28 protein-coding genes are annotated in these 25,021 nt (G+C 62.1%); 16 read left to right on the top strand and 12 right to left on the bottom strand.

The window, feature by feature from the left end:
* Positions 1 to 103 precede the first annotated feature (103 nt).
* Positions 104 to 1,624, top strand: coding sequence for an ATP-binding protein (locus J5Y06_RS13765; protein ID WP_209335755.1), 1,521 nt, complete (start codon positions 104 to 106; stop codon positions 1,622 to 1,624).
* 13 nt (positions 1,625 to 1,637) lie between these two features.
* Here J5Y06_RS13765 and J5Y06_RS13760 read toward each other — a convergent pair whose 3' ends face one another.
* Positions 1,638 to 2,627, bottom strand: a complete 990-nt coding sequence (locus J5Y06_RS13760) for a nicotinate-nucleotide--dimethylbenzimidazole phosphoribosyltransferase (RefSeq protein WP_209335754.1) — start codon at positions 2,625 to 2,627, stop codon at positions 1,638 to 1,640.
* 105 nt (positions 2,628 to 2,732) lie between these two features.
* Here J5Y06_RS13760 and J5Y06_RS13755 point away from each other — a divergent pair, with 105 nt between their 5' ends.
* Both J5Y06_RS13755 and J5Y06_RS13750 read left to right on the top strand, forming a co-directional pair.
* Entirely contained in the window at positions 2,733 to 2,969 is a 237-nt protein-coding gene (locus J5Y06_RS13755; protein ID WP_209335753.1) for a DUF1289 domain-containing protein, read from the top strand.
* Positions 2,966 to 3,682 (top strand): TIGR02281 family clan AA aspartic protease, encoded by a 717-nt coding sequence (locus J5Y06_RS13750; RefSeq protein WP_209335752.1) that lies wholly within the window; start codon positions 2,966 to 2,968, stop codon positions 3,680 to 3,682. The genes J5Y06_RS13755 and J5Y06_RS13750 overlap by 4 nt, the downstream gene beginning before the upstream one ends.
* 3 nt (positions 3,683 to 3,685) lie before the next feature.
* Here the strand turns inward: J5Y06_RS13750 and J5Y06_RS13745 are convergent, their stop codons facing one another.
* Both J5Y06_RS13745 and dusA read right to left on the bottom strand, forming a co-directional pair.
* Positions 3,686 to 4,483 carry a sulfite exporter TauE/SafE family protein gene (locus tag J5Y06_RS13745; protein WP_385932140.1) on the bottom strand — a complete coding sequence of 266 codons (798 nt, stop codon included), beginning with the start codon at positions 4,481 to 4,483 and terminating at the stop codon, positions 3,686 to 3,688.
* An 87-nt stretch (positions 4,484 to 4,570) separates the two neighbouring features.
* Complete coding sequence (dusA, locus tag J5Y06_RS13740; protein WP_209335750.1) at positions 4,571 to 5,605, bottom strand: tRNA dihydrouridine(20/20a) synthase DusA; 1,035 nt, start codon at positions 5,603 to 5,605, stop codon at positions 4,571 to 4,573.
* 394 nt (positions 5,606 to 5,999) lie between these two features.
* Between dusA and J5Y06_RS13735 the strand changes: the two genes are divergently transcribed.
* The 4 genes from J5Y06_RS13735 (at position 6,000) to J5Y06_RS13720 (ending at position 8,238) form a co-directional block, all read left to right on the top strand.
* Positions 6,000 to 6,431 carry a response regulator gene (locus J5Y06_RS13735; protein WP_245247846.1) on the top strand — a complete coding sequence of 144 codons (432 nt, stop codon included), beginning with the start codon at positions 6,000 to 6,002 and terminating at the stop codon, positions 6,429 to 6,431.
* Between the two features lie 38 nt (positions 6,432 to 6,469).
* Positions 6,470 to 6,877, top strand: coding sequence for a nuclear transport factor 2 family protein (locus J5Y06_RS13730; RefSeq protein ID WP_209335749.1), 408 nt, complete (start codon positions 6,470 to 6,472; stop codon positions 6,875 to 6,877).
* 75 nt (positions 6,878 to 6,952) lie between these two features.
* The gene (locus tag J5Y06_RS13725; RefSeq protein ID WP_209335748.1) at positions 6,953 to 7,324 is read left to right on the top strand and encodes a hypothetical protein; all 372 of its coding nucleotides are present in this window, start codon (positions 6,953 to 6,955) and stop codon (positions 7,322 to 7,324) included.
* 464 nt (positions 7,325 to 7,788) lie between these two features.
* Positions 7,789 to 8,238 carry an RrF2 family transcriptional regulator gene (locus tag J5Y06_RS13720; protein ID WP_209335747.1) on the top strand — a complete coding sequence of 150 codons (450 nt, stop codon included), beginning with the start codon at positions 7,789 to 7,791 and terminating at the stop codon, positions 8,236 to 8,238.
* On the opposite strand, the gene J5Y06_RS13715 is transcribed toward J5Y06_RS13720, so the two are convergent.
* Both J5Y06_RS13715 and J5Y06_RS13710 read right to left on the bottom strand, forming a co-directional pair.
* Complete coding sequence (locus tag J5Y06_RS13715; RefSeq protein ID WP_209335746.1) at positions 8,235 to 9,401, bottom strand: Gfo/Idh/MocA family protein; 1,167 nt, start codon at positions 9,399 to 9,401, stop codon at positions 8,235 to 8,237. The genes J5Y06_RS13720 and J5Y06_RS13715 overlap by 4 nt on opposite strands.
* Positions 9,402 to 9,420: 19 nt before the next feature.
* The gene (locus J5Y06_RS13710; protein WP_209335745.1) at positions 9,421 to 10,479 is read right to left on the bottom strand and encodes a sugar phosphate isomerase/epimerase family protein; all 1,059 of its coding nucleotides are present in this window, start codon (positions 10,477 to 10,479) and stop codon (positions 9,421 to 9,423) included.
* Positions 10,480 to 10,703: 224 nt separating this feature from the next.
* On the opposite strand from J5Y06_RS13710, the gene maiA reads away from it, so the two are divergent.
* The gene (gene maiA, locus J5Y06_RS13705) at positions 10,704 to 11,354 is read left to right on the top strand and encodes a maleylacetoacetate isomerase (RefSeq protein WP_209335744.1); all 651 of its coding nucleotides are present in this window, start codon (positions 10,704 to 10,706) and stop codon (positions 11,352 to 11,354) included.
* A 1-nt stretch (position 11,355) separates the two neighbouring features.
* Here maiA and J5Y06_RS13700 read toward each other — a convergent pair whose 3' ends face one another.
* Positions 11,356 to 12,636 carry a DUF445 domain-containing protein gene (locus tag J5Y06_RS13700; protein WP_209335743.1) on the bottom strand — a complete coding sequence of 427 codons (1,281 nt, stop codon included), beginning with the start codon at positions 12,634 to 12,636 and terminating at the stop codon, positions 11,356 to 11,358.
* A gap of 52 nt (positions 12,637 to 12,688) precedes the next feature.
* On the bottom strand, positions 12,689 to 13,249 hold the full coding sequence (locus tag J5Y06_RS13695) for a GNAT family N-acetyltransferase (protein WP_209335742.1): 561 nt from the start codon (positions 13,247 to 13,249) through the stop codon (positions 12,689 to 12,691).
* 157 nt (positions 13,250 to 13,406) lie between these two features.
* Between J5Y06_RS13695 and rirA the strand changes: the two genes are divergently transcribed.
* Positions 13,407 to 13,862 carry an iron-responsive transcriptional regulator RirA gene (gene rirA / locus J5Y06_RS13690; protein WP_209335741.1) on the top strand — a complete coding sequence of 152 codons (456 nt, stop codon included), beginning with the start codon at positions 13,407 to 13,409 and terminating at the stop codon, positions 13,860 to 13,862.
* Positions 13,863 to 13,929: 67 nt separating this feature from the next.
* Here rirA and hemP read toward each other — a convergent pair whose 3' ends face one another.
* On the bottom strand, positions 13,930 to 14,142 hold the full coding sequence (gene hemP / locus J5Y06_RS13685) for a hemin uptake protein HemP (protein ID WP_245247845.1): 213 nt from the start codon (positions 14,140 to 14,142) through the stop codon (positions 13,930 to 13,932).
* 122 nt (positions 14,143 to 14,264) lie between these two features.
* On the opposite strand from hemP, the gene J5Y06_RS13680 reads away from it, so the two are divergent.
* Together J5Y06_RS13680 and hmuQ are read left to right on the top strand one after the other, a co-directional pair.
* Positions 14,265 to 14,705, top strand: a complete 441-nt coding sequence (locus J5Y06_RS13680; protein WP_209335740.1) for a hypothetical protein — start codon at positions 14,265 to 14,267, stop codon at positions 14,703 to 14,705.
* Between the two features lie 5 nt (positions 14,706 to 14,710).
* The gene (gene hmuQ / locus J5Y06_RS13675; RefSeq protein ID WP_209335739.1) at positions 14,711 to 15,025 is read left to right on the top strand and encodes a heme-degrading protein HmuQ; all 315 of its coding nucleotides are present in this window, start codon (positions 14,711 to 14,713) and stop codon (positions 15,023 to 15,025) included.
* Positions 15,026 to 15,041: 16 nt separating this feature from the next.
* Here the strand turns inward: hmuQ and putA are convergent, their stop codons facing one another.
* Positions 15,042 to 18,701: a bifunctional proline dehydrogenase/L-glutamate gamma-semialdehyde dehydrogenase PutA gene (gene putA, locus J5Y06_RS13670; protein ID WP_209335738.1), complete on the bottom strand. Its 3,660-nt coding sequence runs from the start codon at positions 18,699 to 18,701 to the stop codon at positions 15,042 to 15,044.
* Positions 18,702 to 18,830: 129 nt separating this feature from the next.
* Between putA and J5Y06_RS13665 the strand changes: the two genes are divergently transcribed.
* Entirely contained in the window at positions 18,831 to 19,286 is a 456-nt protein-coding gene (locus tag J5Y06_RS13665; RefSeq protein ID WP_209335737.1) for an Lrp/AsnC ligand binding domain-containing protein, read from the top strand.
* Between the two features lie 42 nt (positions 19,287 to 19,328).
* On the opposite strand, the gene J5Y06_RS13660 is transcribed toward J5Y06_RS13665, so the two are convergent.
* The 3 genes from J5Y06_RS13660 to J5Y06_RS13650 form a co-directional block, all read right to left on the bottom strand.
* Positions 19,329 to 20,786, bottom strand: a complete 1,458-nt coding sequence (locus J5Y06_RS13660; RefSeq protein WP_209335736.1) for an NAD-dependent succinate-semialdehyde dehydrogenase — start codon at positions 20,784 to 20,786, stop codon at positions 19,329 to 19,331.
* 71 nt (positions 20,787 to 20,857) lie between these two features.
* Positions 20,858 to 21,808 (bottom strand): AEC family transporter, encoded by a 951-nt coding sequence (locus tag J5Y06_RS13655; RefSeq protein WP_209335735.1) that lies wholly within the window; start codon positions 21,806 to 21,808, stop codon positions 20,858 to 20,860.
* A gap of 100 nt (positions 21,809 to 21,908) precedes the next feature.
* Positions 21,909 to 22,166 (bottom strand): DUF2171 domain-containing protein, encoded by a 258-nt coding sequence (locus J5Y06_RS13650; protein ID WP_209335734.1) that lies wholly within the window; start codon positions 22,164 to 22,166, stop codon positions 21,909 to 21,911.
* 134 nt (positions 22,167 to 22,300) lie between these two features.
* Here J5Y06_RS13650 and J5Y06_RS13645 point away from each other — a divergent pair, with 134 nt between their 5' ends.
* The 4 genes from J5Y06_RS13645 to J5Y06_RS13630 all read left to right on the top strand — a co-directional run bounded on the left by J5Y06_RS13645 (position 22,301) and on the right by J5Y06_RS13630 (position 25,021).
* Positions 22,301 to 22,825, top strand: a complete 525-nt coding sequence (locus tag J5Y06_RS13645) for a histidine phosphatase family protein (protein WP_245247844.1) — start codon at positions 22,301 to 22,303, stop codon at positions 22,823 to 22,825.
* A 69-nt stretch (positions 22,826 to 22,894) separates the two neighbouring features.
* Positions 22,895 to 23,377 (top strand): pyridoxamine 5'-phosphate oxidase family protein, encoded by a 483-nt coding sequence (locus tag J5Y06_RS13640; protein WP_209335732.1) that lies wholly within the window; start codon positions 22,895 to 22,897, stop codon positions 23,375 to 23,377.
* Positions 23,378 to 23,553: 176 nt separating this feature from the next.
* Positions 23,554 to 23,835 (top strand): acyl carrier protein, encoded by a 282-nt coding sequence (locus J5Y06_RS13635; RefSeq protein WP_209335731.1) that lies wholly within the window; start codon positions 23,554 to 23,556, stop codon positions 23,833 to 23,835.
* A 13-nt stretch (positions 23,836 to 23,848) separates the two neighbouring features.
* Positions 23,849 to 25,021 carry a beta-ketoacyl-ACP synthase gene (locus J5Y06_RS13630; protein ID WP_209335730.1) on the top strand — a complete coding sequence of 391 codons (1,173 nt, stop codon included), beginning with the start codon at positions 23,849 to 23,851 and terminating at the stop codon, positions 25,019 to 25,021.

Here is a 25,021-nt window from a genome sequence, read left to right as displayed (position 1 = left end):
CGCGCCAAGCCCCTCGCCTCCGCAACATGCGCTGAAGGGTCTCTTAATCATTGCCGCTTAGTCTGCCGTTAAGGATAGTTGTTAGGGTTTGGTTGCGAGTTCCATGGCGGTGCAGCGCTCGGCTTCGGCCGACAAGATCATTGTGGATCGCACCAATGCCCGCCGGAGCAGCGAGGTGGCACGCGCCGTTCGCCGCACCCGCGACCGCCTGGCGGAACAGGTCGGATCGCCTGCCTTCGAACGCGAACTCCTGAAGCTCCACGCCCACGCGATGATCAACACCGTGGTGGCCATGCCGCTGCTCGTGATCCTGATCGCAGCGGCCGGGCTGACCGCCGGCATGAACATCGAACTCCTGATCTGGGCGCCGCTGACCATGCTGGGCTACGCCGCGCTGGCGCTGGTTGCGCGGCGGGTGGAGCGCCTCGGCAGCGGCGACCTCGACGCCGCACGGTGGTCGCGACGCCTGCTGATGGCCCACGCCGTCAGCGGCATCGGCTGGATCTATTTTGTTTGGATCGCCTGCGACGCTTGCGGCCTGGAACCGTTTTCCGTCGTAAAGGCCGTGATCCTTCTCCTGGCGATCGCGGTCACAGCCATCATCGCCTCCGCCCTTCAAGGCGCGCTCGTCGCCACCTTTGCGCTGCCCGTGATCGTGTTTGCCGCAAGCGGCACGGGATTATCGAGACCGGTCGACCTTTTGATGGTCTTCCTGCTGATCGCGTCCTTGCCGTTCTTCACTTACGTAGCCGGCCACTTCAACCGCTCGGCCGTGATGCTGCTGGCGTTCCGCAGCGAAAAGGACGCCCTGATCGCCGAACTCGAAACGGCGAAGTCCATGTCCGACGAGGCGCGGCGGCGGGCGGAAGAAGCGAACCTCGCCAAAAGCCGGTTCCTGGCTTCGATGAGCCACGAGTTACGCACGCCACTCAACGCGATCCTCGGCTTTTCGGAGGTAATGGCGACCGAAGTGCTGGGACCGCTGGAAAACAAGACCTACCGCGGTTACGCGCAGGACATCCACGATTCCGGCACGCATCTGCTGGACCTCATCAACGAGATCCTCGATCTGTCGCGCATCGAGGCCGGCCGGTACCAGCTCAACGAGGAAGCGGTCGCGCTCGCCTCCATCGTGGAAGACTGCTGCCACCTGATGGAGCTGCGCACAAGCAACAAGGCGATCCGGATCGTGCAGCAGTTCGAACGCGACCTGCCGCGCCTTTACGGCGATGAACGCGCGCTGCGCCAAATTTGCTTGAACCTCCTGTCGAACGCCGTGAAGTTCACGCCGAGCGGGGGTGAGATTCAGGTGCGCGTCGGCTGGACTGCTGGCGGCGGGCAGTATCTCTCCATCCGTGACAATGGTCCGGGTATTCCGGCCGACGAGATTCCCGTGGTGTTATCCGCCTTTGGGCAAGGATCCATCGCAATCAAGAGCGCAGAACAGGGCACCGGGCTTGGCCTGCCGATCGTTCGGGGCCTCGTGGAAATCCACGGCGGAACGTTTGAACTGCGCTCGAGGCTGCGCGAAGGCACGGAAGTGATCGCAACCTTCCCCGCCTCGCGCGTGATGGAAGCGCTGGCGCCTCTTCCCACGGCAGCCATGGGCGGCCGCCGCTACTGAACGGTTGCCGCTTTCAGTTCGGCGTGGGCATCGCCCGCAGTCCGCTCACCACTTGAGCTGCCGTGCGCACAACCAGGGTCGCAAGCCCTGCTCCGACGCCGGCTTGCGAAACGTTGAGGCCAAGGATCGGCTGCATGCCCAGGCGGTCGAGAATGGCGCGCCCGGCCAACGTTCCCATCGTGGAAGCCACCTGGCAGTGGTCCACGGCGGCGGGATTGCCGGCTTGCAGCAAAGCGGCCGCGGCAAGCGCAGGATAGCCGTCGAGAATAACCGGGATCCGCTCACTTCGCGCCGCGATGATGGCGCCGACAAGAGCGGCGACCTCGCGCCCGCCGACCCGTCGCAGGATTTCAAACGGATCACGCAGATTGCCCGCACCATGGAAGCGAAGCGCCTGATCAATCACGTCAGCCTGCCGTGAAGCCAGCTTGTCATCCTCCGTGCTGATCCAAGTGGATGGCGCGCCGCCCCACAGAGCGGTCAAGACCGTCGCCGTCGCAAAGTCGCCGCCGACACCCGTAGCGCTCAGAGCAACCAGATCGAACCCTCCGGCAACGGCTTCCATGCCAAAGGCCATCGTAGCGGCACAGCCCCGCTCGTCGAACGCGGCGCCCGTCGACAGATCCTCGGTCGGCATGTCTAGGGCGAGATCGAAGACCTTGAGGCCAAGGTCGTTGGCGCCGCAGATCTGGCTGACCGCCGCTCCGCCCGCCGCCAGATGCTCCACGGTGGCTGCCGTGGCTTCCAGCCGCTCGCGGGCGACACCCTGCTTCATCACGCCATGGGTGCCGGCAAAGATCGCAACGAGTGGCCGGTTCACCTGGGCCGGACGACTGCTCCAAGTTGCGAGCCATTCCGCCAGGTCCCCGATCTTGCCCAGGCCCTCCCCAGGGCTGCCAAGCTCGCGCAGCCGTTCGCGCACACGGTTGCCGGCAAAATCGTTGGCTTCCGGCAATCGCTGGACGAGGCTGCGGAAATCATCGAAGGGCAAGGCGCTGGTCATTGGGTCGCTCCGCCGGATGAGCCGGCTCGCGGCGCGATAGCGTTCGGTGCTTGCATTGGCAAGCCGTTCATCCCATGTGGAACGCAGCCCGAGCCGTTGAAGCCCATGACCGCCGCCATTGAATCCCCCTGCATTCTCGTTTGCTCCGTTGATGCCAAGACCGGCTACTGCTTCGGCTGCGGCCGCACGCGCGACGAGATCGGCGCCTGGATCGACATGACGCCGGAACGGAGGCGTTCGGTGATGGCGGAACTGCCGGCCCGGCTGGAAACGGTGGAACGCCGGCCGCGCCGCGAAACACGCCGGGCGCGGATGGCTCGCGAGCGCGGGACCCTCGCGTGAGGCGACGTCCGCCGCAGCTGCTTTGGATCATCTTGGCCGTTCTTGCCGGCGGACTGGTTCTTCTGGTTCTCAACCACGATGCGGGCACCACCTTTGGCCTCGACAATGATGCGTTTGCGCATCTCTTGCGGACGGGCGTGCTCCTGACGGTGTTTTCGGTTGCCATCGTCGCTTCCCGCGGGCGGTTCGGCCACCTCGCGCGAAATTTTGCAATCTGGTGCGTGATCCTGCTCCTGCTCACCACGGGCTACCTTTATCGCTACGAGTTGCAGGACGTCGCCAACCGCTTGTCGGCGGGTCTTGTGCCCGGCAGTCCGCTTTCGACGCTGAGCGATAACGGCCGCCCCACCGTGACCATCGGCCGATCGGCCAACAACCATTTCGAGGCGCGGGGGCGGATCAACGGCACGCCGGTTCGCCTGCTGATCGACACCGGCGCAAGCACCACGGTTCTGACAACCAGCGATGCCGAAGCTGTGGGCATTGACGTCGCATCCCTCACCTACAACGTGGCCATCTCCACGGCCAACGGCACCTCGCTGGCCGCCCGGGCGCCCGCCGGCACGATCGAGATCGGCGACATCACCCGATCTCGGGTGCCTATGCTTGTTGCCCGCGCCGGCGGGCTCAGCCGCAGCCTGCTCGGCATGAACTTCATGGGCACATTGTCCGGATATGATGTGCGCGGCGACCGGATGATCCTGCGCGACTGACGGTCAGAAAAGGCTGATGAAGAAGCGCAAGGACACCGCGAGAGCAAACAGCCCGAACGCCACCTCCAGCTTGCGCTTCGAGAGCGCATGCGCAACCCGCACGCCCAGCGGCGTCACCACCAGCGCAATCGGGATGATCAAGGCGAGACCGATCCAGTTCACAAAGCCTGTTGAACCTGGCGGCAGGAAGGGCTCGCCCCAGCCCGCCCAGATGTAGCCGAGCGTTCCCGGCACCGCGATCAGCACGCCGACGCCAGAGGATGTGGCAACGGCCTGGTGCATGGGCCGGCCGTAAAGCGTCATGAAGGTGTTGTTCATGATGCCGCCTCCGATCCCCATCAGGGTCGAAAAATAGCCGATCAGCCCGCCTGTCAGAACCCGCGCAGCGCCGCCCGGCACCGTGCTGCCCAGCCGCCAGCTTTCGCGATTGAAAAGGAGACGCAACCCGACCACCACCATTGTGACAGTAAATATGATGCGCAGGCCCTCACTGGATATGTAGGCCGCCGTGAGCGACGCAAGCACCACGCCCGCAGGCACAGGGAAAAGGAAGCTGCGCAGCAGGGACATGTCCACCGCCCCCCGCTTGTAATGGGCCTGGAACGATCGCAGCGATGTCGGAACAATGATCGCAAGCGAGGTTCCAACCGCGACATGCATGCGAACGCTGTCATCGACCTGCAACATGCCGAGGATCTGGTAGAACATGGGCACGAGAACGGCACCGCCGCCGATCCCAAACACCCCTGCCAGGAACCCGGACACCACCCCGCCTAACACGGTCGCGCCGGCAAACATCATCAGTTCTGTAAGGGAAAACAAAACGAGCTCCGCACCACGTCCGGCGTGTGGGGCGACGGCTACGCCTTCAGGGATGAGGTGTAAACCTTAAGCCGCTGCGCTTGCGAGGGATAGATCAACGGCATCCAGAGCGCGCCACAAGATTTCCGCACCCGCTCCCGGCCGGTTGGCGTCGGTGGAAAGGATCTGGCGGTAGCGCCGTGCGCCAGGATAGCCGTGGAACAAGCCGACCATATGCCGCGCCACATGAGACAGCCGGCCGCTCGCCGCGATGTGGCGGGTGGCGTAGTCTGCCATGGTCTCGAAGAGCGCCCGGTAATCCGTTGGCGCGGGCGGCGCTCCGAAGAAGGTGGAGTCCACACCCGCCAGAACCGCGGGCGTCCCGTAGGCTGCCCGGCCAAGCATCACGCCATCCACCATCTCGAGATGGTTGGCGGCTTCTTCCAAGCTCTGGATGCCACCGTTGATGCCGATGAACCGGTCCGGCAACCGCGCCTTAAGCGCGTAAACCCGATCATAGTCGAGCGGGGGGACTTCGCGATTTTCCTTGGGAGAAAGGCCCTGCAGCCAAGCCTTGCGGGCATGCACCCAAAGCGCGTCGGCGCCGGCTGCGAAGACACCGTCCGCGACAGCGTCCAAGGCCGGACCCGGATCCTGGTCATCGACCCCGATACGGCACTTCACGGTCACCGGCACCGACACGGCGCTTTTCATTGCGGCAACACAATCGGCCACCACCTCGGGCACCTTCATGAGGCAGGCACCAAAGGTGCCGGATTGCACACGATCGGACGGACAACCGACATTCAGGTTGATCTCGTCATAGCCGAAGGCTTCGGCGATCTGCGCGGCAGCAGCGAGTTTCAGCGGATCCGAACCACCGAGCTGAAGCGCCACCGGATGCTCGGCAGCGTTGTAAGCAAGCAGCCGGTCGCGGTCGCCGTGCAGAATGGCATCGGCAACCACCATCTCGGTGTAAAGCAGGGCTCGCGCGCTCAGCTGACGATGAAAGAAACGGCAGTGCCGATCCGTCCAGTCGATCATCGGTGCCACCGCAAATGGGTGGTGATAGGGCAGCGCCACTTTGGCGGAACTCTGCGGGTTGAACGCTTGGTCGACCATGCCTGTTTGATCGCTTTGCAGGCCGTGTGGCCCTTTCAGGTGATGCTCGGGCTACGCCGTAGCCTTCTGCGGCAGGCTTGTAGCACCGATGGTAAAAGTCGACGAGCAAATCTTCCCCTTCTCGACCGATGCGGTCAGCGCATGCTTTCTTCGGTCGGCCCTCGGCTCGGTCGCGGCTGTTAAAGGAAATGGGTCTGGCCGCAAACCGCATACCTGCGCGGATTTCAAAGCTTGAGCAGCCTGCAGGGCTGCGCCCATCTGCGACACGGTGGCGCCAGCCGAGCCTAAGACTTTAGGTCATCACGAAGATCCATCGCTGGTCTCAGAAACCATTGCTCGATATACGTCTTCTACCGTCAGTACGATCAAGGCACCTGACGTGAGAGTATGACGCATGAAGAAGCGGCAAACTCCCGCCGACGGGAGAAAGCCTATGGACGCAGCAATCCTTTTGTTGGTCGAGGATGAAGAGGCCCTTCATCCTGTCTTCGAAGATGCACTCGAAGATGCAGGCTATGGAGTCATCGTTGCAACGAACGGTTCTGACGCCATCGAAGCTCTTGAAGAGGATGTTGGGCGCTTCAAAGGCATCGTGACGGACATCAAGCTCGGAGCGGGCCCGAACGGCTGGGACATTGCACATCGCGCGCGGGTATTGGCCCCCGCCATTCCGATCGTTTACATGAGCGGTGACAGTGTTGTTGACTGGACAGCTCATGGCGTTCCGAACAGCATCATTCTGCAGAAGCCCTTCGCCCTTGCACAGCTGATCACAGCGATTTCACAGCTGATCAATCAGGCGCAATCTTCGCCAGGCGTCTCCTGATCCCAAACCTGTAGCCTAAGCAACGTATAGGCGGCAAAATGGATGGTCCCCAGCAGAGTGATGAAGCCGATCGGCTGGTATGGCTCAAGGAGACGATAGAACGACTGAGCGTGCGTCGTTTCGCCAAGGACATCGGCCTCGCCGACGAGTTCGAGCCCGACAGCATCGGCTGCGGCTCCGAAGCGGCAGACATCTTCTTGGACGGCTTGGAGGTCCAGCAGCACTTCGCCACCAACATGGCCAAGGCGTTCACCGTCCGCTGGGAATGGGATCTGCTGGAGATGCGGGTTGAAGGCCCCACTGGCTGGTTTTTCGCCAATGGCCAAGCGCTGGTCGGCCACTCGGGCCTCGAAAAAGCCTACCCCTTCCGAATGTCAGGGGTCCTGAGTTGGCAGAGCGGCCGATGGAATTGGCGCATGCTGCATGCTTCAGAGCCGGTCGGCTGAGCCCCTTTGGGTTGCAAGGCAGCCCATAACCAATCGAGTGAAGCCGCCCCTCGTCAGGGGGGAAGCTTCGGACGAATGGGCCTGCTGGTAAGCGGCAATTTCAGCTCTGACCTCCGCTTCGGGAGGCGAGACAACCAGCCAGCACGCGGAGAGCGCAAGGCTGAAGCTGATGACCAGCGCGACCGAGATTGGCAATTTGTGCATGTGGCCAAGACTCGCCAGTCGGCACTAAGTTTCAGCCTGATCGTGCATCTGAAAAGATGGCGCGTGAGTTGGTTAATTTTCCCTCAAGCGCGGGGAGCAGACTCGCGCCAACCGCCTACGAGGACGGCTGCGCACCCGCCGCAAGCCAAGGAAGAGCTGGAAAATACAAGGCAAGCCGCGCTTTCTGCTCAGGTCGTCCTGCCAAGGCACGCGCGTGGCAACGCCGGCGGGCTAATGGAGTAGACAGGGCGCGCCGACCGCAAGTAGCGGGCACTGATCCGTTGCAAAGCCCATCAAAGCGAGCGCCGCGGTAAACGCCGCGAGAAGCGCGACCGGTACAGGCATTCCCCCCAACGGCATCACCGCAGTCCAATAAAAGCGAACATGAAGAACCGATCCCCCTTCGGAGGACAGGTAAGCGGCGAAGCGACAAAGAGTTCCTCCCGCTCGGCTGAATTGGACTTGAGTAGGCACCAGGTCAGACTTTGGTCCCACAGGTGCCGGTCCATGGTCTGAAACTCGCGGCGAAGGAGAAGATTTCTAAGATCTCACGGCACGTATGCGGCCGTGCCACCGTGGCGCATTTACCGCGCCGCGCGAAATCGGCCTGCGGACCAGCCTTCGTCATTGTTCCGGCATGATTGGAGGCATAGAGCAAACAGGTCGGGACTTCCAACGGGCTATTCGGCCCCTATTCGTGAAATCAGATGCTGACGAAAAAAGGCAAATACGGCCTCAAGGCGCTGGTGCATCTGGCGCAGATGCCGGTCGGCCAACTCGCCTTCGTGAACGAGATCGCCGTTGCCAACAACATTCCGAAGAAGTTCCTGGACGCGATCTTGGGCGAACTGCGCAACGCCGGCTTCGTGATCAGCCGCAAGGGCAAGGACGGCGGATACCGACTGGCCAAGCCTGCCACCGAGATCAAGATCGGGCATGTTATCCGCGTGCTAGACGGTCCGCTGGCGCCGATTGCCTGCGCCAGCCGCACGCAATATGAGCGGTGCGAGGATTGTGACGAACCCACGTGCCAGGTTCGCCACATGATGATGGAGGTGCGCCACGCCATGGCGGAGGTGCTGGACAACCGCAGCCTCGCTTCCCTGCGCGACTCCGCCAATGACGACATGCCGCTGGTGGTGAAGCTCGACGCCTAAAGGTCGAGCCTCGTCCAAGCTCCATTCGCGCGTGTTGACCGAACGCAGGCATCCACGAACGCCACACCTTCCACGCCATCGGTGATGCCGGGGTACAGCACGTCGGATCGCATATTCCCGCCCTCTCGCGTAGCGCGAATAGCGCGTGCCGCTTCGGCATAGATGGTTGCAAAGCCTTCCAGGTAGCCCTCTGGGTGGCCGGCCGGGATGCGGCTGACGCGGGTTGCGGCCGCCATGGCGCCGGCCCCGTTGCGCGTTATCAGCTGCTTGGGTTGGTTGAACGGCGTGAACCACAAGGCATTGGGCTCGGGCTGAAACCATTCGATGCCGCCTTTTGTGCCGTAGACCCGCAGCCGCAACCCGTTTTCGTTGCCGGGCGCCACCTGGCTCGCCCACAACATGCCTTTTGCTGCGGGTGTACCGCCAACCGCCTTGAAGCGAAGCAGGACGTTGGCATTGTCGTCGAGTTGGCGGCCTGGAACGAACGCGTCGAGATCTGCGAGCAGCGCATCCAGTTCAAGCCCTGTCACAAAGCGCGCGAGGTGATACGCGTGAGTTCCGATGTCGCCCGTTGATCCCCCCGCGCCGGACTGATTGGGATCCGTGCGCCATACGGCGCCCTTGGCGCCCGTGTCCTCCACCTTCTCCGTCAACCAGTCCTGCGGATATTCCACCTGCACCACCCGCAGGTCGCCGAGCAGCCCGTCGCGCACCATCTGGCGCGCCTGACGCACCATCGGATAACCGGTGTAGTTATGGGTCAAAACGAAGAGCTTGCCCGCTCCCGCGACGATCCCCGCTAGTGCCTTGGCGTCGGACAGAGTTGAGGTCACCGGCTTGTCGCAGATGACGTGGATGCCGGCTTCGAGAAACGCTTTTGCCGCCGCGAAATGAAGGTGATTGGGCGTGACAATCGACACCACCTGGATGCCATCGGCTCGGGCGGCCTCCATTTCCGCCATCTCCTGGAACGACGCATAAGAGCGCTCCGCCTCGATTCCGAGTTCGGCGGCAGAGGCACGGGCCCGCTCCGGATCGGACGACAGCGCACCGGCAACAAGAGAAAATTGCCCATCAAGACGCGCCGCGATGCGATGGACGCCGCCAATGAACGCGCCCTGTCCGCCGCCCACCATGCCCAAACGCAGGGGAGTATGGATCATGCTTAGGGTCTCCTTCCGCTCAATGGATGCCCATCATCTTGCGCAACGCGGCCCGATCCGTGTTGCCGCCGGCGAAGTCATCAAACGCCTTTTCAGTGACGCGGATGATGTGGCCGTCGATAAAGGGCGCGCCCTCGGCCGCTCCCTGTTCGGCGTCCTTGAGGCAGCACTCCCATTCCAGCACCGCCCAGCTGTCGTAGTCATACTGCGCGAGCTTGGAAAAGATGCTGGTGAAATCCACCTGCCCGTCTCCTAGGGAGCGGAACCGTCCTGCACGGTTCAACCAGGGCTGATAGCCGGAATAAACGCCTTGCCGCCCGTCAGGGTTGAACTCGGCGTCCTTGACGTGGAATGCGGTGATGCGCTCGTGGTAGATGTCGATGAAGGCGAGGTAATCGAGTTGCTGCAAAAGGAAGTGCGAGGGATCGTAGTTGATCGTGCAGCGCTTGTGACCGCCAACAGCATCTAGGAACATCTCGAACGTTGCTCCATCAAAGATGTCCTCGCCCGGATGAAGCTCGAACGCCACATCGACGCCGTGATCCTCATAGGCATCGAAGATCGGTTTCCAGCGGCGCCCAAGCTCGCCAAAGGCTTCTTCAAGAAGGCCTTTCGGGCGCTGCGGCCATGGATAAAGATAAGGAAAGGCAAGCGAGCCGCTGAACGACACGACCGTATCGAGGCCGAGATTGCGCGAGGCCTTGGCGGCCAGCAGCATCTGGTCGACGGCCCAAGCCTGACGTTCGGCAGGTTTGTTGTGGACGGCAGCGGGCGCGAAGGCGTCGAACTGCGCATCATAGGCCGGGTGAACTGCCACCAACTGGCCCTGGAGGTGCGTTGAAAGCTCCGTGATTTCAACACCGGCATCGGCACAGATGCCCTTCACCTCGTCACAATAGGCAGACGACTCAGCCGCCTTCTTCAGGTCGAAGAGCTTGCCTTCATTGGAGGGAATCTGGACGCCTTTATACCCGTGGTCACCGGCCCAACGGACAATATTGGGCAGCGTATCGAATGGCGCAGCGTCGCCGACGAATTGGGCGAGGAAAATGCCCGGTCCCTTCATGGTCTTTGGCATAAACGCTCCTTTGCTGCGGCATAAACGGCTGGAAACGGATTTAACGCCCGCTAGAGCTCAAGGGGAGCAAAAACGTCATGAAACAAAATGAAAATACAGGTGGGCTCTCCAGGCCGCGGCCGCTGCGGAAAACTTTACCCCAAGGCGGATCTCCCCGGGGTGGCTGCGCCTCGACAAGTACCGCACCGCTGCCTTAGACGGCGGTCTGAACAGGTTTGACCTTCATGCTGCCGATTGTTCTGCACAACTATTTCCGTTCCTCGACCTCCTACCGCGTGCGCATCGCGCTTGCGATGAAGGGCCTGAGCTTCACCTACGTCGCGCGTCACATCCGGCGTGGCGGCAACCGAATGCCCGACTATCTCGCGATGAACCCGCAGGGGCTGGTTCCCACAATGGTCTGGCCGGACGGTACCGTGCTTGGCCAGTCGCTGGCGATCATCGAGTTCATCGATGAAATGCGTCCAAACCCGCCCTTGCTGCCGGCCGATCCGTTCGGGCGTGCACGCGTCCGCATGCTGGCGCAGATGATTGCCTGCGATGTCCACCCGGTGAACAACTTCCGCATTCTTGACGCGTTGCGGGAGCGCTTTGCAGCGGATGACGCCGCCGTGGCTGACTGGTTCGGGACCTGGGTGAAGACGACCTTCGAGCCGCTGGAAACGATCCTCAGCTCCAGCGCCGAAAGCGGCACCTTTTGCCATGGCGACACGCCGGGCCTGGCGGATATCTGCCTTGTGGCGCAGGTCGTGAACAACCGCCGCTACGATATCGACATGAGCCCCTACCCCGTAATCTGCGGCATCGTGGAGGAGTGCCTAAAGCTCAGCGCGTTTATTGATGCTCACCCCACCAATCAGCCGGATGCCGAGTAGGTCAGCTCAGAACCAGAACTTCCAGCGTATGCAGCGCCACGCCTGCGATGCCGCCGATCAGCATGCCGTTGAAGCGGATATATTGAAGGTCGCGCCCTACGTTGAGCTCGATCAGCCTGGTTAGCTGGCCGAGATCCCAACTGCGCACCTGTTCCGAGATGAAGGACGAGACGCCCCCCTTCTGTGCTTCCACGAAGGAAGTCAGCGTTATCACGAAACCCTCGTTCATCTCGCTGCGGATCCGGGGATCGTCCGCCAAGCTTTCGCCCACTTCCACAAACATGGCGGTGAGATGCCGGCGCAGGGTGGAATCATCCGCACCCGCATCGCGTTCGATGAAGGCACGCGCTTCCTTCCACATGTCGCGTGCGAGCGTCTTCAGTTCCGGCCGCGCAAGGAAATCCTGCTTGAGCTTGTCCATGCGGCCCCGGTAGTCCTCGGAGGTGCGCAGGTCATTGATGAAGTTGTCCACGAAGCGATCGAACTCGTGGCGCATGGGATGATCGTCGTCCGCCTTGATCTCGGTGATCAGCGTTGCGCTTGAACGCACGATCTTGCGCAGGAGATAGGCATCGGCGCGGAAGAATTTCGCGAGCGTCGGCAATTCGGCACGGATCCGGTCGCGCAGTGAGGCTTGCGCATCCTCGTCGGTGAGGAAGCGGCTGATCAGGTCGATCAATTCATCGAACAGCTTCTGGTGCCGGCGATCCTGGGTAAAGGTCGACAGCACGTCCGCCACAAGAGGCCCAACCTCCACCTTCTGCACCTGTTCGGTGACGCGCTGCGCCACGAAGGTCCGAAGACCCGACCCCTCAACGGCTTCCAGCATCCGCGGCACCAGGCGTGCAACGAAGTTCGAGAGTGCTTCGGAGCGCTTGGCGTCGCTCAGCCATTCCGCCACCTGCGCGGCGAAATCGAGCTCTCCCAGCTTGCGGCGAACGGCGTCCGGCGCAAGGAAGTTCGTTTCGATGAAGCCGCCGAGATTGTCGGCAATGCGCGCTTGGTTGGTGGGGATGATGGCCGTATGGGGAATCGGCAAGCCAAGCGGGCGACGGAACAGGGCCACCACGGCGTACCAGTCCGCCAGTCCGCCGATTGCCGCTGCTTCAGCGAAAGCACCGATGAAGCCGATCACCGGCGAAACATCTGCGTAAAGGCGGCACACGATGAACACCGCCACACACACAACCAGCGCAGCAGTGGCATAGGCCTTTACGCGCTGGAGCGCTGCCAGCTTCGCTGCATCATCCGCGCGCTGGGATATAGATACGCTCTGCTGCATCAGGCAGGCAGCTGGTGTTTTGCTTGCATCATGCAGAAGGATCTAGTGCGGCTCAGGCGATTTCGAAGGCCGGACGCAAGGACGACCGGCTCGGCAAGGCGACCGGGAAGGCGCTTTCCTCTTGCGGCGTCAAGGAGATCGAGCCCGTGCTTTCCCCATCTGTGAAGCTGATGCGCGCTCCAAAGGAATGCGCCAGGCGCCGCATGGCAATGTTGTTGGGATGGGTCGTGACCTTGAGCTGTGTGTAGCCCAGCGCATAGGCATGGCCGATCAAGCGGCGGAAGAGCCGCGCGCCGAGGCCGCGGTGCTGCAACATCCGTTCCACGGAAAAGGCGATCTCGCCGGTCGGTTCCTCAAACTCTGGCCGTTCGTGCAGTTCGGCTGCGCCAAGCACCCTATCGCCTTCCACATAGCCGACCACGGTCGCGCCATCGCGGAAGCAGCGATCAGCATAGTTCTGAAGGAAGCTGTCGGACGTGCCGCCGTTGAAGCGGTCATGCCGGCTTTCACTGTCCAAACGCAATAGATGCGCCTTGAACCGCGCGCGGTCCGAAGGCCGCAGCTGCCGGATGACGCCCGGGAGCGATTTGTTCGAGGCAGCAATAGAAGTCATGTCAGCTCCAACTGGGGTCCTCCCCGACGAGTCGCCCGACACGCTCCTAATATTGTGCAGTGCAGCATGGATTGCAAGCATGGACCGGCTCCATATTGTTCTGGAATTATTCTAAAGAAGGCGTCATATGGAGGAACATGACACGGGAATCCTCTCCATGCGTCTGACACGACAAACGAACTATGCGATCCGGATCTTGATGTACTGCGCGGCCAATGAGGGCCGCCTCAGCCGCATCCCGGAGATCGCCTCGGCCTACAACGTTTCCGAGCTCTTTCTGTTCAAGATTTTGCAGCCGCTGGTGGAGCACGGCTTCGTGGCAACCGTTCGCGGGCGCAACGGCGGTGTCCGGCTGGCAAAGCCTGCAGACGCCATCACGCTGTTCGACGTGGTTCGCGTCACCGAAGATAATTTTTCAATGGCAGAATGCTTCGATACGGACTCGGACTGCCCGCTGATCGACAGCTGCGGCCTCAACAATGCGCTTCGCAGGGCGCTTGGGGCCTTCTTCGAGGTCTTGGCCGGCGTGACCATCGCAAGCCTCACCACGCCAGAGTCGGAAGTTCACCGCCTCCTTGGTCTCCAGCACGTCGAGCTTCAGCAAGCCAGCTGAACGCAGCATTCTGAAAGAACGAAAAAAGCCGCGCTGGGTCAGCGCGGCTTTTTTCGTTGCGGCAGTCCTACTTGTTGAGGATCAGCTTGCCCTGTCGCGTGATCTTCAGGCGGTAGAGGGAGCCGCGATGTTCGATCCCGATCTCCGTTGCTCCATGAAAAAGGCTGTCGCTTGCCAGGGTGCGCACCGAACGAAGCACAGGTTGGCGATGTTCGGCAGGTGCCGCCGCGAACTGGCGCGGCTGCGGCCGGAATTCCATGCGAGTAGCAGTGATCGACATCGCTCTCTCCTTCGTGTCGAAACGGCAGGACCGTCCCGCCGTGATTTCTTGACAAGAACTATCATGTTTTCTACGCCGCGCAAGACCGTTATGGTGGCGGCGATACGAAGAAGGATGCCCAGATGAAGTTCATGACGAAGGTGACCGCTGGCGCAGCAAGTGCGCTCATGCTTCTTAGCGGGGCAACTGCTGCCGTTGCTCAAACGCCGGCGGCATCCCTGGCGCTGGAACTGAATGCGCTGGAAGCATCCGATAATGGGTGTCGACTGACTTTCGTGGTGAACAACGGCTTCAGCGATGCACTGGATCGCGCAGCCTTCGAGATCGCGATTTTCAACAGCGAGGGTGTCGTGGATCGTCTGACCGTGCTTGAGTTCAAGGAACTGCCGGCAGGCAAGACCAAGGTGACGCGCTTCAACCTTTCGGGCGCTGATTGCAGCAAGATCAGCCGCATTCTGATCAACGAGGTGACCGACTGCGCAGGCGCGGGTGTCGATGCCGCCGCTTGCCGGGCCGCGCTTAAGGCCACTTCCCGAGCCGACGCCGTTCAGTTCGGAGTTTGAGCCTGATGTTTGTGGCAATGAACCGCTTCAAGGTGCGCGCTGGCGCGGAAAGCGACTTCGAAGAGATCTGGCGCAACCGCGACTCGAAGCTGAACGAGATGGCTGGCTTCCGCAGCTTTCACCTGCTGCGTGGCGCCAGCAATGCCGAGGAAGGCTATACGCTTTACGCCTCGCACACGATCTGGGAAACGGAAGACGACTTCAAGGCATGGACGCGCTCGGAACATTTCCGCGCGTCGCACCGCAATGCGGGCGACCATAAGCCGGTGTATCTCGGCCACCCGCAGTTTGAGGGCTTCAACAGCGTTCTGGACGCTTGAGGGTTCGGCGCGGGCTTCAAAGCCCCGCGCTGGCTCCGCTGAAGCCGGTTCCGCCTTCCGAAGACCCCGCAAGCAGACTGGCATTGCCGCCAGCCGCGGTTGTGTCGACGCACACCGCCCGCTCATGCGTGTACGCCGTCGGGTAAAGCGTTTCGCTCACGATCGGGATGATCGCACCCACGCGCTTCGCCAACGCGCGGCGCACCGACTGCATCCATTCAGCGCTGCCACGGCAAGTCACCAAGTCTGCGTCGGTTGCGGCCAGGCTGCCGGGCTCGACCATGCCGTCCAGGACCACAAGCGGCAGGTCCTTGCCGACAAGCGCGCTCAAGGTCGCGGAAGCGCTGGGTGCCGCCGCAAGAACGGAGTTGCCGGCGGCAAGCGCCTGGATGACCTGCGCCAGAAGCACCTCCGGCTCCTGTCCGAGACACAGAACACGGCCCCGCGGGTAAAGCGTCAGCGTATTGCCTTCACCAGTCGGCCCGGGAAGATCAATTGGCCCGTATTCCGTGGCGGCTGCCGCTGCGATGGCTGCGCGCCCCTTGCCACGCAGGAGCTTGCGCAGAGTTGCAATCCGGTCGACGCTGGTTGACCAGCCTTTCTCTGCCGCATCGGGGAACTGGCCCGCGCGCAGCCGAAGTGGCGGTGTGGTGAATACCGTTTCTGCCAGTGCCATCGGCTCGGCTGCCTTGCGGAAACGGCGCAGATAGTGCGGTCCGCCAGCCTTTGGTCCCGTGCCAGAAAGGCCCTCCCCGCCGAACGGCTGCGACCCCACCACGGCGCCGATCTGGTTTCGATTCACATAGATGTTGCCGGCATGAACCTGGTCGATAATCGCCTGCACCCGGGCATCGATGCGCGTGTGAAGGCCGAAAGTGAGGCCAAAGCCACGCGCATTGATGTCACCAATGACGCGCTCCAGTTGCTCGGCGCCAAAGGTCGCGACATGAAGCACCGGACCGAAGACTTCGCGCTCCAGTGACCCGATGCTTTGGACCTTGAGGATATGCGGGCCGACGAATGTGCCGTTCGCCGGGGCCTCCAGCTTTGCGACGAGCTTTCCCTTCCGCTCCATGTTCGTCACGTAGTCGCGGATCCCCTCCTGCGCTTCATGGTCGATCAGGGGGCCCACATCGGTTGCAAGCTGCCACGGGTCGCCGACGCTGAGGCATTGCATTGCTCCGGTCAGCATTTCCATGACCTTGGCTTCCACATCCTTCTGGACGTAAAGTATGCACAGGGCCGAACACCGCTGTCCCGCACTTTGGAAGGCGGAAGCGAGGATATCGCGCACCGCTTGCTCGGGCAGCGCCGTGGAATCGACGATCATGGCGTTGAGGCCGCCGGTTTCAGCGATCAGCATGGCATCGGGCGCCGCTGTTTCGGCCAGCTGGCGCTCGATGAGGCGCGCCACTTCCGTCGATCCGGTGAAGCACACGCCCGCGATATCCGGATGCGCCGTCAATGGCCCACCCACGCTCGCGCCATCCCCCGGCAGAAGATGGAGCACCTCAGCCGGCACGCCGGCCTCATGCAACAATGCTACGGCGCGCGCGGCAATCAGCGGCGTTTGTTCCGCCGGTTTCGCAATCACGGCATTGCCGGTAACAAGCGCAGCGGCAATCTGGCCGGTGAAGATGGCAAGCGGAAAGTTCCAGGGCGAAATGCAGGCGATCACGCCGCGGGCCTGCGTGCCGGCCTCGTCGGCTGCCTCCACGGCGTAGTAGCGCAGGAAATCCACCGCTTCGCGCACTTCGGCCAGCCCGTCTGCCAGCGTCTTGCCGGCTTCACGCGTGGCGAGGGCGAAGAACTCGACTTCGTGTTCTTCGTATAGGTCAGCTGCACGCTGGAGGATAGCGGCCCGCTCCGAAGCGGGTCGCGTCGCCCAAGCTGGCTGTGCCGCACGGGCGATCGCAACGGCGCCGTCAACAAGCTCAGCGCTGGCTTCATGCACGGTTCCAACAAGGTCATCCGGGCGCGCCGGATTGCGGATCAGCCGTTCCGTTGTTTCACCGGACGCGGGCGTCACAGGCCGCGCATGCCATTGATGAGGAGCCGCGAAGGGTCGGCGAGAAGCATCAAGCTGTGCGATCACGATGGGATCGGTCAGATCCATACCCCTGGAGTTGACGCGGTTGCGGCCGAAGATCGCGCGCGGGCTGGGGATCGCTGGATTGGCTGAAGGGCCACCCTCCTCCGCAACCACCTCGAACGGGTCACGGGCGATGGTTTCGGCAGAAACCTCCTCGTCCACGATCTGGTGCACAAAGGAGGAGTTTGCGCCATTTTCAAGCAGACGGCGCACAAGATAAGCGAGCAGGTCGGAATGTGCACCAACGGGCGCATAGATCCGGCAGCGCGTGCCTTCCTGCCGAAGAACGGTGTCGTGCAGCGATTCTCCCATGCCGTGAAGGCGCTGGAACTCGAAGCTGTGACGGTCCTTCGCCATGGCGAGAATGGCGGCAACCGTGTGGGCGTTGTGCGTCGCAAATTGTGGATAGATGCGGTCCGTATACCCAAGCAGCTTCCGTGCATTGGCGATATACGAGATGTCAGTGTTCACCTTGCGGGTGAACACCGGATAACCGGCGAGGCCGAGCATCTGCGCGCGCTTGATTTCGCTATCCCAGTAAGCGCCTTTCACGAGGCGCACCATCACGTTCCGGTCGTGTCGTTCCGCAAGCGCATAAAGCCAGTCGATCACATGCCCCGCGCGTGGGCCATAAGCCTGAACCACCACGCCAAAGCCGTTCCAGCCGGCAAGCTCCGGCTCCGCCAGCACGCGCTCGATGATGTCGAGCGACAGATCCAATCGATCCGCTTCTTCCGCGTCGATATTGAGGCCCATGCGGGCATGCCGCGCCGCCAGACAAAGCGACAGCAGCCGCTCGGCCATCGCCGGCACCGCCCTTTCCCGCTGCGCAAACTCATAGCGGGGGTAAAGGGCCGACAGCTTCACCGAAATGCCGGGGTTGCGGCGCACATCCGTGCCGGTGGACCCGCTGTCGAGTGCGGAGATCGCGTCGGCATAAGCGCGCGTGTAACGACGGGCATCCGCTTCTGTGCGGGCCGCCTCGCCCAGCATGTCGTAGGAATAAAGGTAGCCCTTCGCCGCCATGGACGAGCCGCGCTTCACTGCCTCGCTGATGGTGCGGCCAAGTACGAACTGTTCGCCCATTTCTCGCATGGCGGCCGAGACGGCACGGCGGATCACCGGCTCGCCAAGACGGCGCACCATGGCTCGCAGAGTTCCTTCAACGCCTGTGTCGCCGTCTTCGAGGACCCGGCCGGTCAGCATCAACGCCCAGGTGGAGGCGTTCACGAAGATGGAGGCGCTTTCGCCTGAATGGGCCGACCAGTCATGCGGCGCGATCTTGTCGCGGATCAGATCGTCCATGGTTTCCGTGTCGGGAACGCGCAGAAGCGCTTCCGCCAAACACATCAGCGCCACGCCTTCCTTGGTGGAAAGCCCGTATTCGGCGAGGAATTCCTCCATCCGCTTCGGCTCTTCGGAAGCGCGAACTGAACGCACCAGGCGCGCGGCATGCGCCGAAATATCAGCCCGGCTTCGCCCATCAAGCCCAGCGCTTTCGATCAACGCGGCCACAACAGCCGACTCGTCAGGGAGGATCTGGCGACGCATTCTCTGGCGAATAACGGCAAGCGGCTCGGACATCTGGCGGCCCTTTGATGAAGAAGCCGACGATATCACGCCTCCCATTCGCCGCACGAGACCATATTTTGAGGCGCTCCAGTCCATTTGGACTTATGCTAAGGGCAAGAAGCGGCCGGGGGAGCCAAGTTGATGAGCACTGCAGACGATCTGGACCGTTTCGACCGCAGCATCCTGGCTGCACTCGGCCGCGAAGGACGCTTGTCGATGGCGGATCTTGCGCAGAAGGTGGGATTGTCGAAGACGCCGGTTCAAGCGCGGGTGCGTCGCCTGGAGCGGGACGGCTTCATTCGCGGCTACCAGGCTGTTGTGGACAGCGTGCGCATGGGCGAAGGCCATATCGCCTTTGTGCAGGTCAAGCTGTCCGACACGCGCTCGGCAGCGCTGGACGCCTTCAACCGTGCGGTCAAGGATGTTCGCGAGATCGAGGAATGCCACATGATGGCGGCCAGCTTCGATTATCTCTTGAAGGTCCGCACGTCGGACATCGCGTCTTACCGGCGCACGCTGGGCGAGAAGATTTCCGCCCTGCCCCATGTCGCCCAGACCTCGACCTTTGTGGCGATGGAGTCGGTGAAGGACCGCTAGCCAGCGGCAACAGAAGCTGCTGCCGCTGGCTGAGGAAGGACGTTAGAGCCCCAGCCCGCCGAGGCAGACATACTTGGTGTCGAGGTAGTCCTCGATGCCCTGGTGTCCGCCTTCGCGGCCAAGCCCGGACTCCTTGACGCCGCCAAACGGCGCTTCCGGCGTGGTGATCAGGCCTTCATTGACGCCGACCATCCCGTATTTCAGCCCTTCCATGACCCGGAAGGCCCGTCCGAGATCGGCCGTATAGAAGTAGCAGGCCAGGCCGAACTCGGTGTCGTTTGCGAGGTCGACGGCTTCCTGTTCCGTTTCGAACTTGAAGACGGGCGCAACTGGCCCGAAAATCTCTTCCTTCATGAAGCGCATCGCTGGCGTGGCGCCTGCGATCACGGTCGGTTCGTAGAACGAACCGCCAAGCGCGTGACGCTTGCCGCCGGTCACGACCTTGGCGCCCTTGTCCTTGGCGTCTTCGACGAGTTCCTCGACCTTTTCCACCGCTTTGGTGTCGATCAGCGGGCCCTGCTGGACACCGGCTTCGGTGCCATCGCCGACCTTCAGCTTCTGCGAAGCGGCCACGAATTTCTCAACGAAGGCATCATAGATGCCGGACTGAACGAAGAAGCGATTGGTGCAAACGCAGGTCTGACCGGAATTGCGATACTTGGCGAGCATTGCGCCTTCCACCGCGCGATCAAGGTCGGCGTCGTCGAACACAAGGAACGGCGCGTTGCCGCCGAGTTCCATCGACACCTTCTTCACCGTGCCGGCGGACTTCGCGATCAGAATCTTGCCCACCTCCGTGGAGCCCGTGAAGGTGATCTTCTTCACCAGCGGGTTTTCGCACATCTCGTCGCCGATCTCGCCGGCCGAGCCGGTGACGACGTTGACGGCGCCCTTGGGGAAGCCGACCTCCTCGCAAAGCGCACCCCAGGCGAGCCCGGAATAAGGCGTTTGGGAAGCAGGCTTCACCACCGCCGTGCAGCCGGCAGCCAAGGCCGGACCAATCTTGCGGGCCAACATGGAGGACGGAAAGTTCCAGGGCGTGATCGCGGCGATAACCCCAGTCGGCTCCTTGGTGACGATGATGCGCCGGTCCGCCCAAGGCGACGGCACGACATCGCCATAGGTGCGGCGCGCTTCCTCGGCAAACCAAAGCACATAAGCGGCCGAAGCGCCGACCTCGCCCTTGGCTTCGGTGAGCGACTTGCCTTGTTCCAGCGTCAGAAGCTCGGCAAGCGCATCCTGGTTGTCCATGATGGCGTCGTGCAGCTTGCGCAACAGCTTGGAGCGCTCGAGCGCGGAGGTCTTGCGGAAAGTCAGGAACGTGGCGTTCGCCGCCTCGATCGCGCGCTTGGTTTCGGCGCGACCTGATTTTGGAACCGTGCCGAGCTTGAGACCGGTTGCCGGGTTGATTACGTCAACCGTGGCGCCGCTGTCGGCCTGCACCCATTCGCCACCGATCAGGTTGGCTTCCTTCATGAACTGGCTGTAGCGCTGCAGCATGGTCTTGGCTCCTTCGGATAATCTGTTGCGTTTGATCTAGACTGTCTGACGCCTGGGGTCGAGGCACAGCATCACGAGAACACATGCTCCACCACGAAAAGCCATAACACGGTGGTGACCACCGCAAACGCGGTGCTTGAGGTCATGGTGTTCGCGGTCAGCGCCTGGCCCGTGCCGAAGCGCGTGGCGATCAGGTACGGGTTGATGCCGCTCGGGATGGCTGCGGCGATCACCGCCACCTTCGCACTGAGCGGCGGCATTTGGAGAAGAAGGGCAATGACAAGCGCCGCTGCGGGCATCAGCAGGAGCTTGAATCCCGCCAGCCACATAACGGGAGCCAGATGGTTGCCGATGCCGAACTTGCGCAGCGACAGGCCCATCGCAAACAGCGCAACCGGAACGGCCGCATTGGCGAAGGCATCGATGAACAGCATCAGGAAGCGCGGGATCGGCTGCCCCGTGAACCGCCAAACGAGGCCAACAAAGATCCCGATCACAATGGAGTTCGCCGCAAGCTTTCGCAGAAAATCGAGCAGCACTACCTTTACACCCGGACTGACGGACCCCTTCGGGCGCATGAGTTCGAACAGAAGGATCGACACGCCCATCATGATCGGCAGGTGGATGGAGATCACCAGCGACAGCGTCTTGAAGCCTTCTTCGCCGTAGACACCGAGGCTGATCGGGATACCCAGCATCAGCAGATTGGAGAAACCGGACGACAGCCCCCCTACAACCGCGGTCCTGTCATCGCGGCCATGAAGCAGCTTTAGGGTGAAGAACGCCGCTGCCCAAGCGATGAACACGGCGGAAAAGTAGGTGATCCACAACGCCCAGGGTGCTTCACCCCCGAAGTCGGCGGTGACCACCGTTCGAAACAGCAGCATGGGCAGCCCGATGCCAACCGCAAAATGCGTTAGGGCTTCGCCGACATCGAGCTTGAGGTAGTTGGTCAGCCCCGCAAGGTAGCCGAGCGCCACGAGGCCGAACACAAACAGGATGGTTTCGATGAGCTGGTGCATGCAGCCTCGATAGGTCGCTCATTGCTGCAGCGCAACGAGGCACAAAAAAGAATGGGCGGGACCAGGCCCACCCATTCTTACAAACAGATCATCGCCTGTTTCAGGCGGCGCTGCCGCCTTGTTCTTCCTCGAAGGTCACCGCCACATCGGCATTGGCCGACAAGCGCACCTTGTCGCCTTCCACCTCGGCAACGAGGCTCAGGGGAATGAAATGATGATGCCCTTCATGGCGGCCCTGGCCGCTGTCCTTCTTGGTGAGCTTGATGCGATCGCCCTCCACGCCATCCACGGTTCCGACGTGAACGCCATCGGCTCCGATGACTTCGGCATGTTCCTTGATCTGGTCAGCTATCGACATGATTGATCCTCGTGGTTGGTGACGCCAAACGGTTGAGTGCACGGAAAGATGCACAGGCTTTATTTGGGGCTTCGATCGAAACCGACTATCTCCAGCCTATGAGTCGCTTCCTTCCTCTTCTACTCGCAATGTCGATGACGCTCCTTGCCGCTCCCGTTCAGGCTACGGAGGCCGGCTGGGCGATGCTGCGCGAGGGCGGACATGTGGTTCTCCTCCGGCATGCTTATTCCGTCGGGGGACAAGCTGCCGCGCCGAATGAAGCGGCTGCATGCCGGGCCGGGCGCGGCTTGACCGATCGAGGCCAACAACAGGCAAGGCGGATCGGGTCGTTGTTTCTGGCGCGCGCACAGGTGGTGGACCAGGTCTACACAGGCCGCAGCTGCCGGGCGCGCCAAACCGCAGACCTGGCGTTTCGCGGAGCAGACATCATGGATCTGCCGGCGCTGGACGAACCGGCGGACGACGTCGCCGCAGCGGCAGCCGTTGCGGAAATCCGGGCGCTGGTGGAGCAGTATGCCGAGCCCGAGAACCTCGTTCTTGTCACCAACGATGTCACCATCCGTGCCCTCACCGGACAAGCGGCTCGAGAAGGTGAAGCCCTGATCGTGCGGCCTGTTGGAGAACTGCTCCATGTTGCCGCGCGGATCGTCTTCAACTGAACGCCTCCTTCCGGAACCATCCTCGCTCGTCGTGCATTCCCCCAGCAACTCGAACGGGGAGATCCGCCCATGAAAGACAAGCAAGAATTCTGGTCCATGTTGAAGAGCTTCAAGGTGGTGATGGTCGCCACTCATGATGGCCAAGACATTCGCTCGCGGCCGATGGCGCCGCATTTCGACGATGACGGCTTTGTTGTGCGCTTCCTGTCGGAGCGTCAGTCCGGAAAGACCACCGAAATCAACGAAGAGCACCACATCAACCTGACTTTCGCGAACGAAAGCACCAACGACTTCGCGTCCTTGTCGGGCGTCGCAACCCAGAGCCAGGATCGTGCCATGATCAAGGAGCTCTGGAACGCTTATGCTGACGCGTGGTTCGACGGCGACGCAGAAACCGCTGACGTGGTGGTGATCTCGTTCCGGCCCACCGAAGGCCAGTATTGGGACTCAACCGGCAGCTCCATCCTCCATGCGTTCGAGATCGTGCGCACGAAGGTGACCGGCGGCACGCCGAATGTGGGCGAACACGGCAAGGTCAATTTCGGTCGGTGACCGGTCTTCGATCGCACAAAAAGAAGCGGGCTTCGGTCCGCTTTTTCTTTGGCTTGAACATACCACCGGCGGAGGCTTGCCCTTCAGCTGCGGCAAAGCCCCTTTCCCTTCCCGGCAAAACGATCTAGGAACCCGGCCCAAATCGCACATGAAGTATTTCAGCAAGGGAATCGCCCGTGCCCTCCACCTTTGACAAGGTCGCAGATATTATCGCTGAGACGAGCGAGATCGATCGTGACTCCATTACCCCCGACAGCCACACCATCGACGACCTGGGCATCGACAGCCTCGATTTTCTCGACATCGTCTTCGCCATCGACAAAGAATTCGGCATCAAGGTTCCACTGGAAAAGTGGACCCAGGACGTAAACGAAGGGCGCGCTTCCACAGAAGAATATTTCGTGATGAAGAACCTTTGCGCCAAGATCGACGCGCTGGTTGCGGCCAAGGCGGCTTGAGCCAAACTCCGCCATGAGCGCCAACGACGTTGTCATAACCGGGATCGGGCTTGTGTCTTCGTTGGGCGAAGGCACCAGCGAACACTGGAACCGCATCAGCGACGCGTCTCCCGCGCCCGTGATCGATGGCGAGCGCTTTGCACCCTACACGGTACACCCGCTGCCTGAGATCGATTGGGGCAAGCAGATCGCTAAGCGCGGTGACCAGCGGCAGATGGAAACCTGGCAGCGGCTTGGCACCTATGCGGCCGGCCTGGCGCTGGACGATGCCGGCATCAAGAACGACGAAGCGCTATGCGCAACCATGGACATGGTGGTTGCGGCCGGTGGCGGCGAACGTGATACGGCGGTCGACATCTCCATCCTCGACCAGTCGCGCAGCAACGGCGATCACGGTGTTCTCCTCAATGAGCGCCTGACCACCGATCTGCGCCCCACTTTGTTTCTCGCGCAGCTTTCCAACCTGCTTGCCGGGAACATCTCCATCGTCCACAAGGTCACGGGCTCGTCGCGCACCTTCATGGGCGAAGAAGGCGCCGGGGTTGCCGCAATCCAGACCGCAGCAGCCCGTATCCGCTCGGGGCAATCCACGCATGTGCTTGTTGGCGCAGCCTTTCAGACCGAGCATCCCGACATGCTGCTTGGCTATGAACTGGCGGCCTACCTTCACCGCGGCTCGTGGGCACCGGTCTGGTCACGCTCGGAAACGCAAGGGGGCGGGATCGTGCCCGGTTCGGGCGGCGCCTTTCTGGTGCTGGAATCGCGCGACCACGCGGAAAAGCGCGGCCGGAAAGCGTATGCACGGCTCGGTCGGGTTGCGGCCGCCGGCGCGAAGCCGGACCAAGCGGCGATCTCACATCTCTTGGGCGAACTGGACCTTCCCGACCATCCGCACCTGGTGTTTTCCGGCGCGTCTGGCGCCCACCGCGCCACGGAGATGGAAAAGATTGCGATTGATCAGCGCGGGCTGGCCGCACGCGGCTTTTCAACGCTGACCGGCCACATGAAGGAGGTGCAGTTCCCGTTCGCGGTTGCGCTTGCGGCGCTGGCGGTCCACCGTGGCGCGGCCTGCCCCCCTTTTGAGGCAGATCACGAGAAACCGCTCGACGGCCCGGTGGAAACCGCCGTGGCGACCGCCATCGGTTATCATCGCTACGGCGGTGTTGCGACCGTCGCCGGAGCTTGA

The organism is Tianweitania sediminis (assembly GCF_017813335.1).
In the GTDB taxonomy this organism is placed as follows: Bacteria; Pseudomonadota; Alphaproteobacteria; order Rhizobiales; family Rhizobiaceae; genus Tianweitania; species Tianweitania sediminis.
This window is presented reverse-complemented; position numbering and strand designations above follow the sequence as displayed.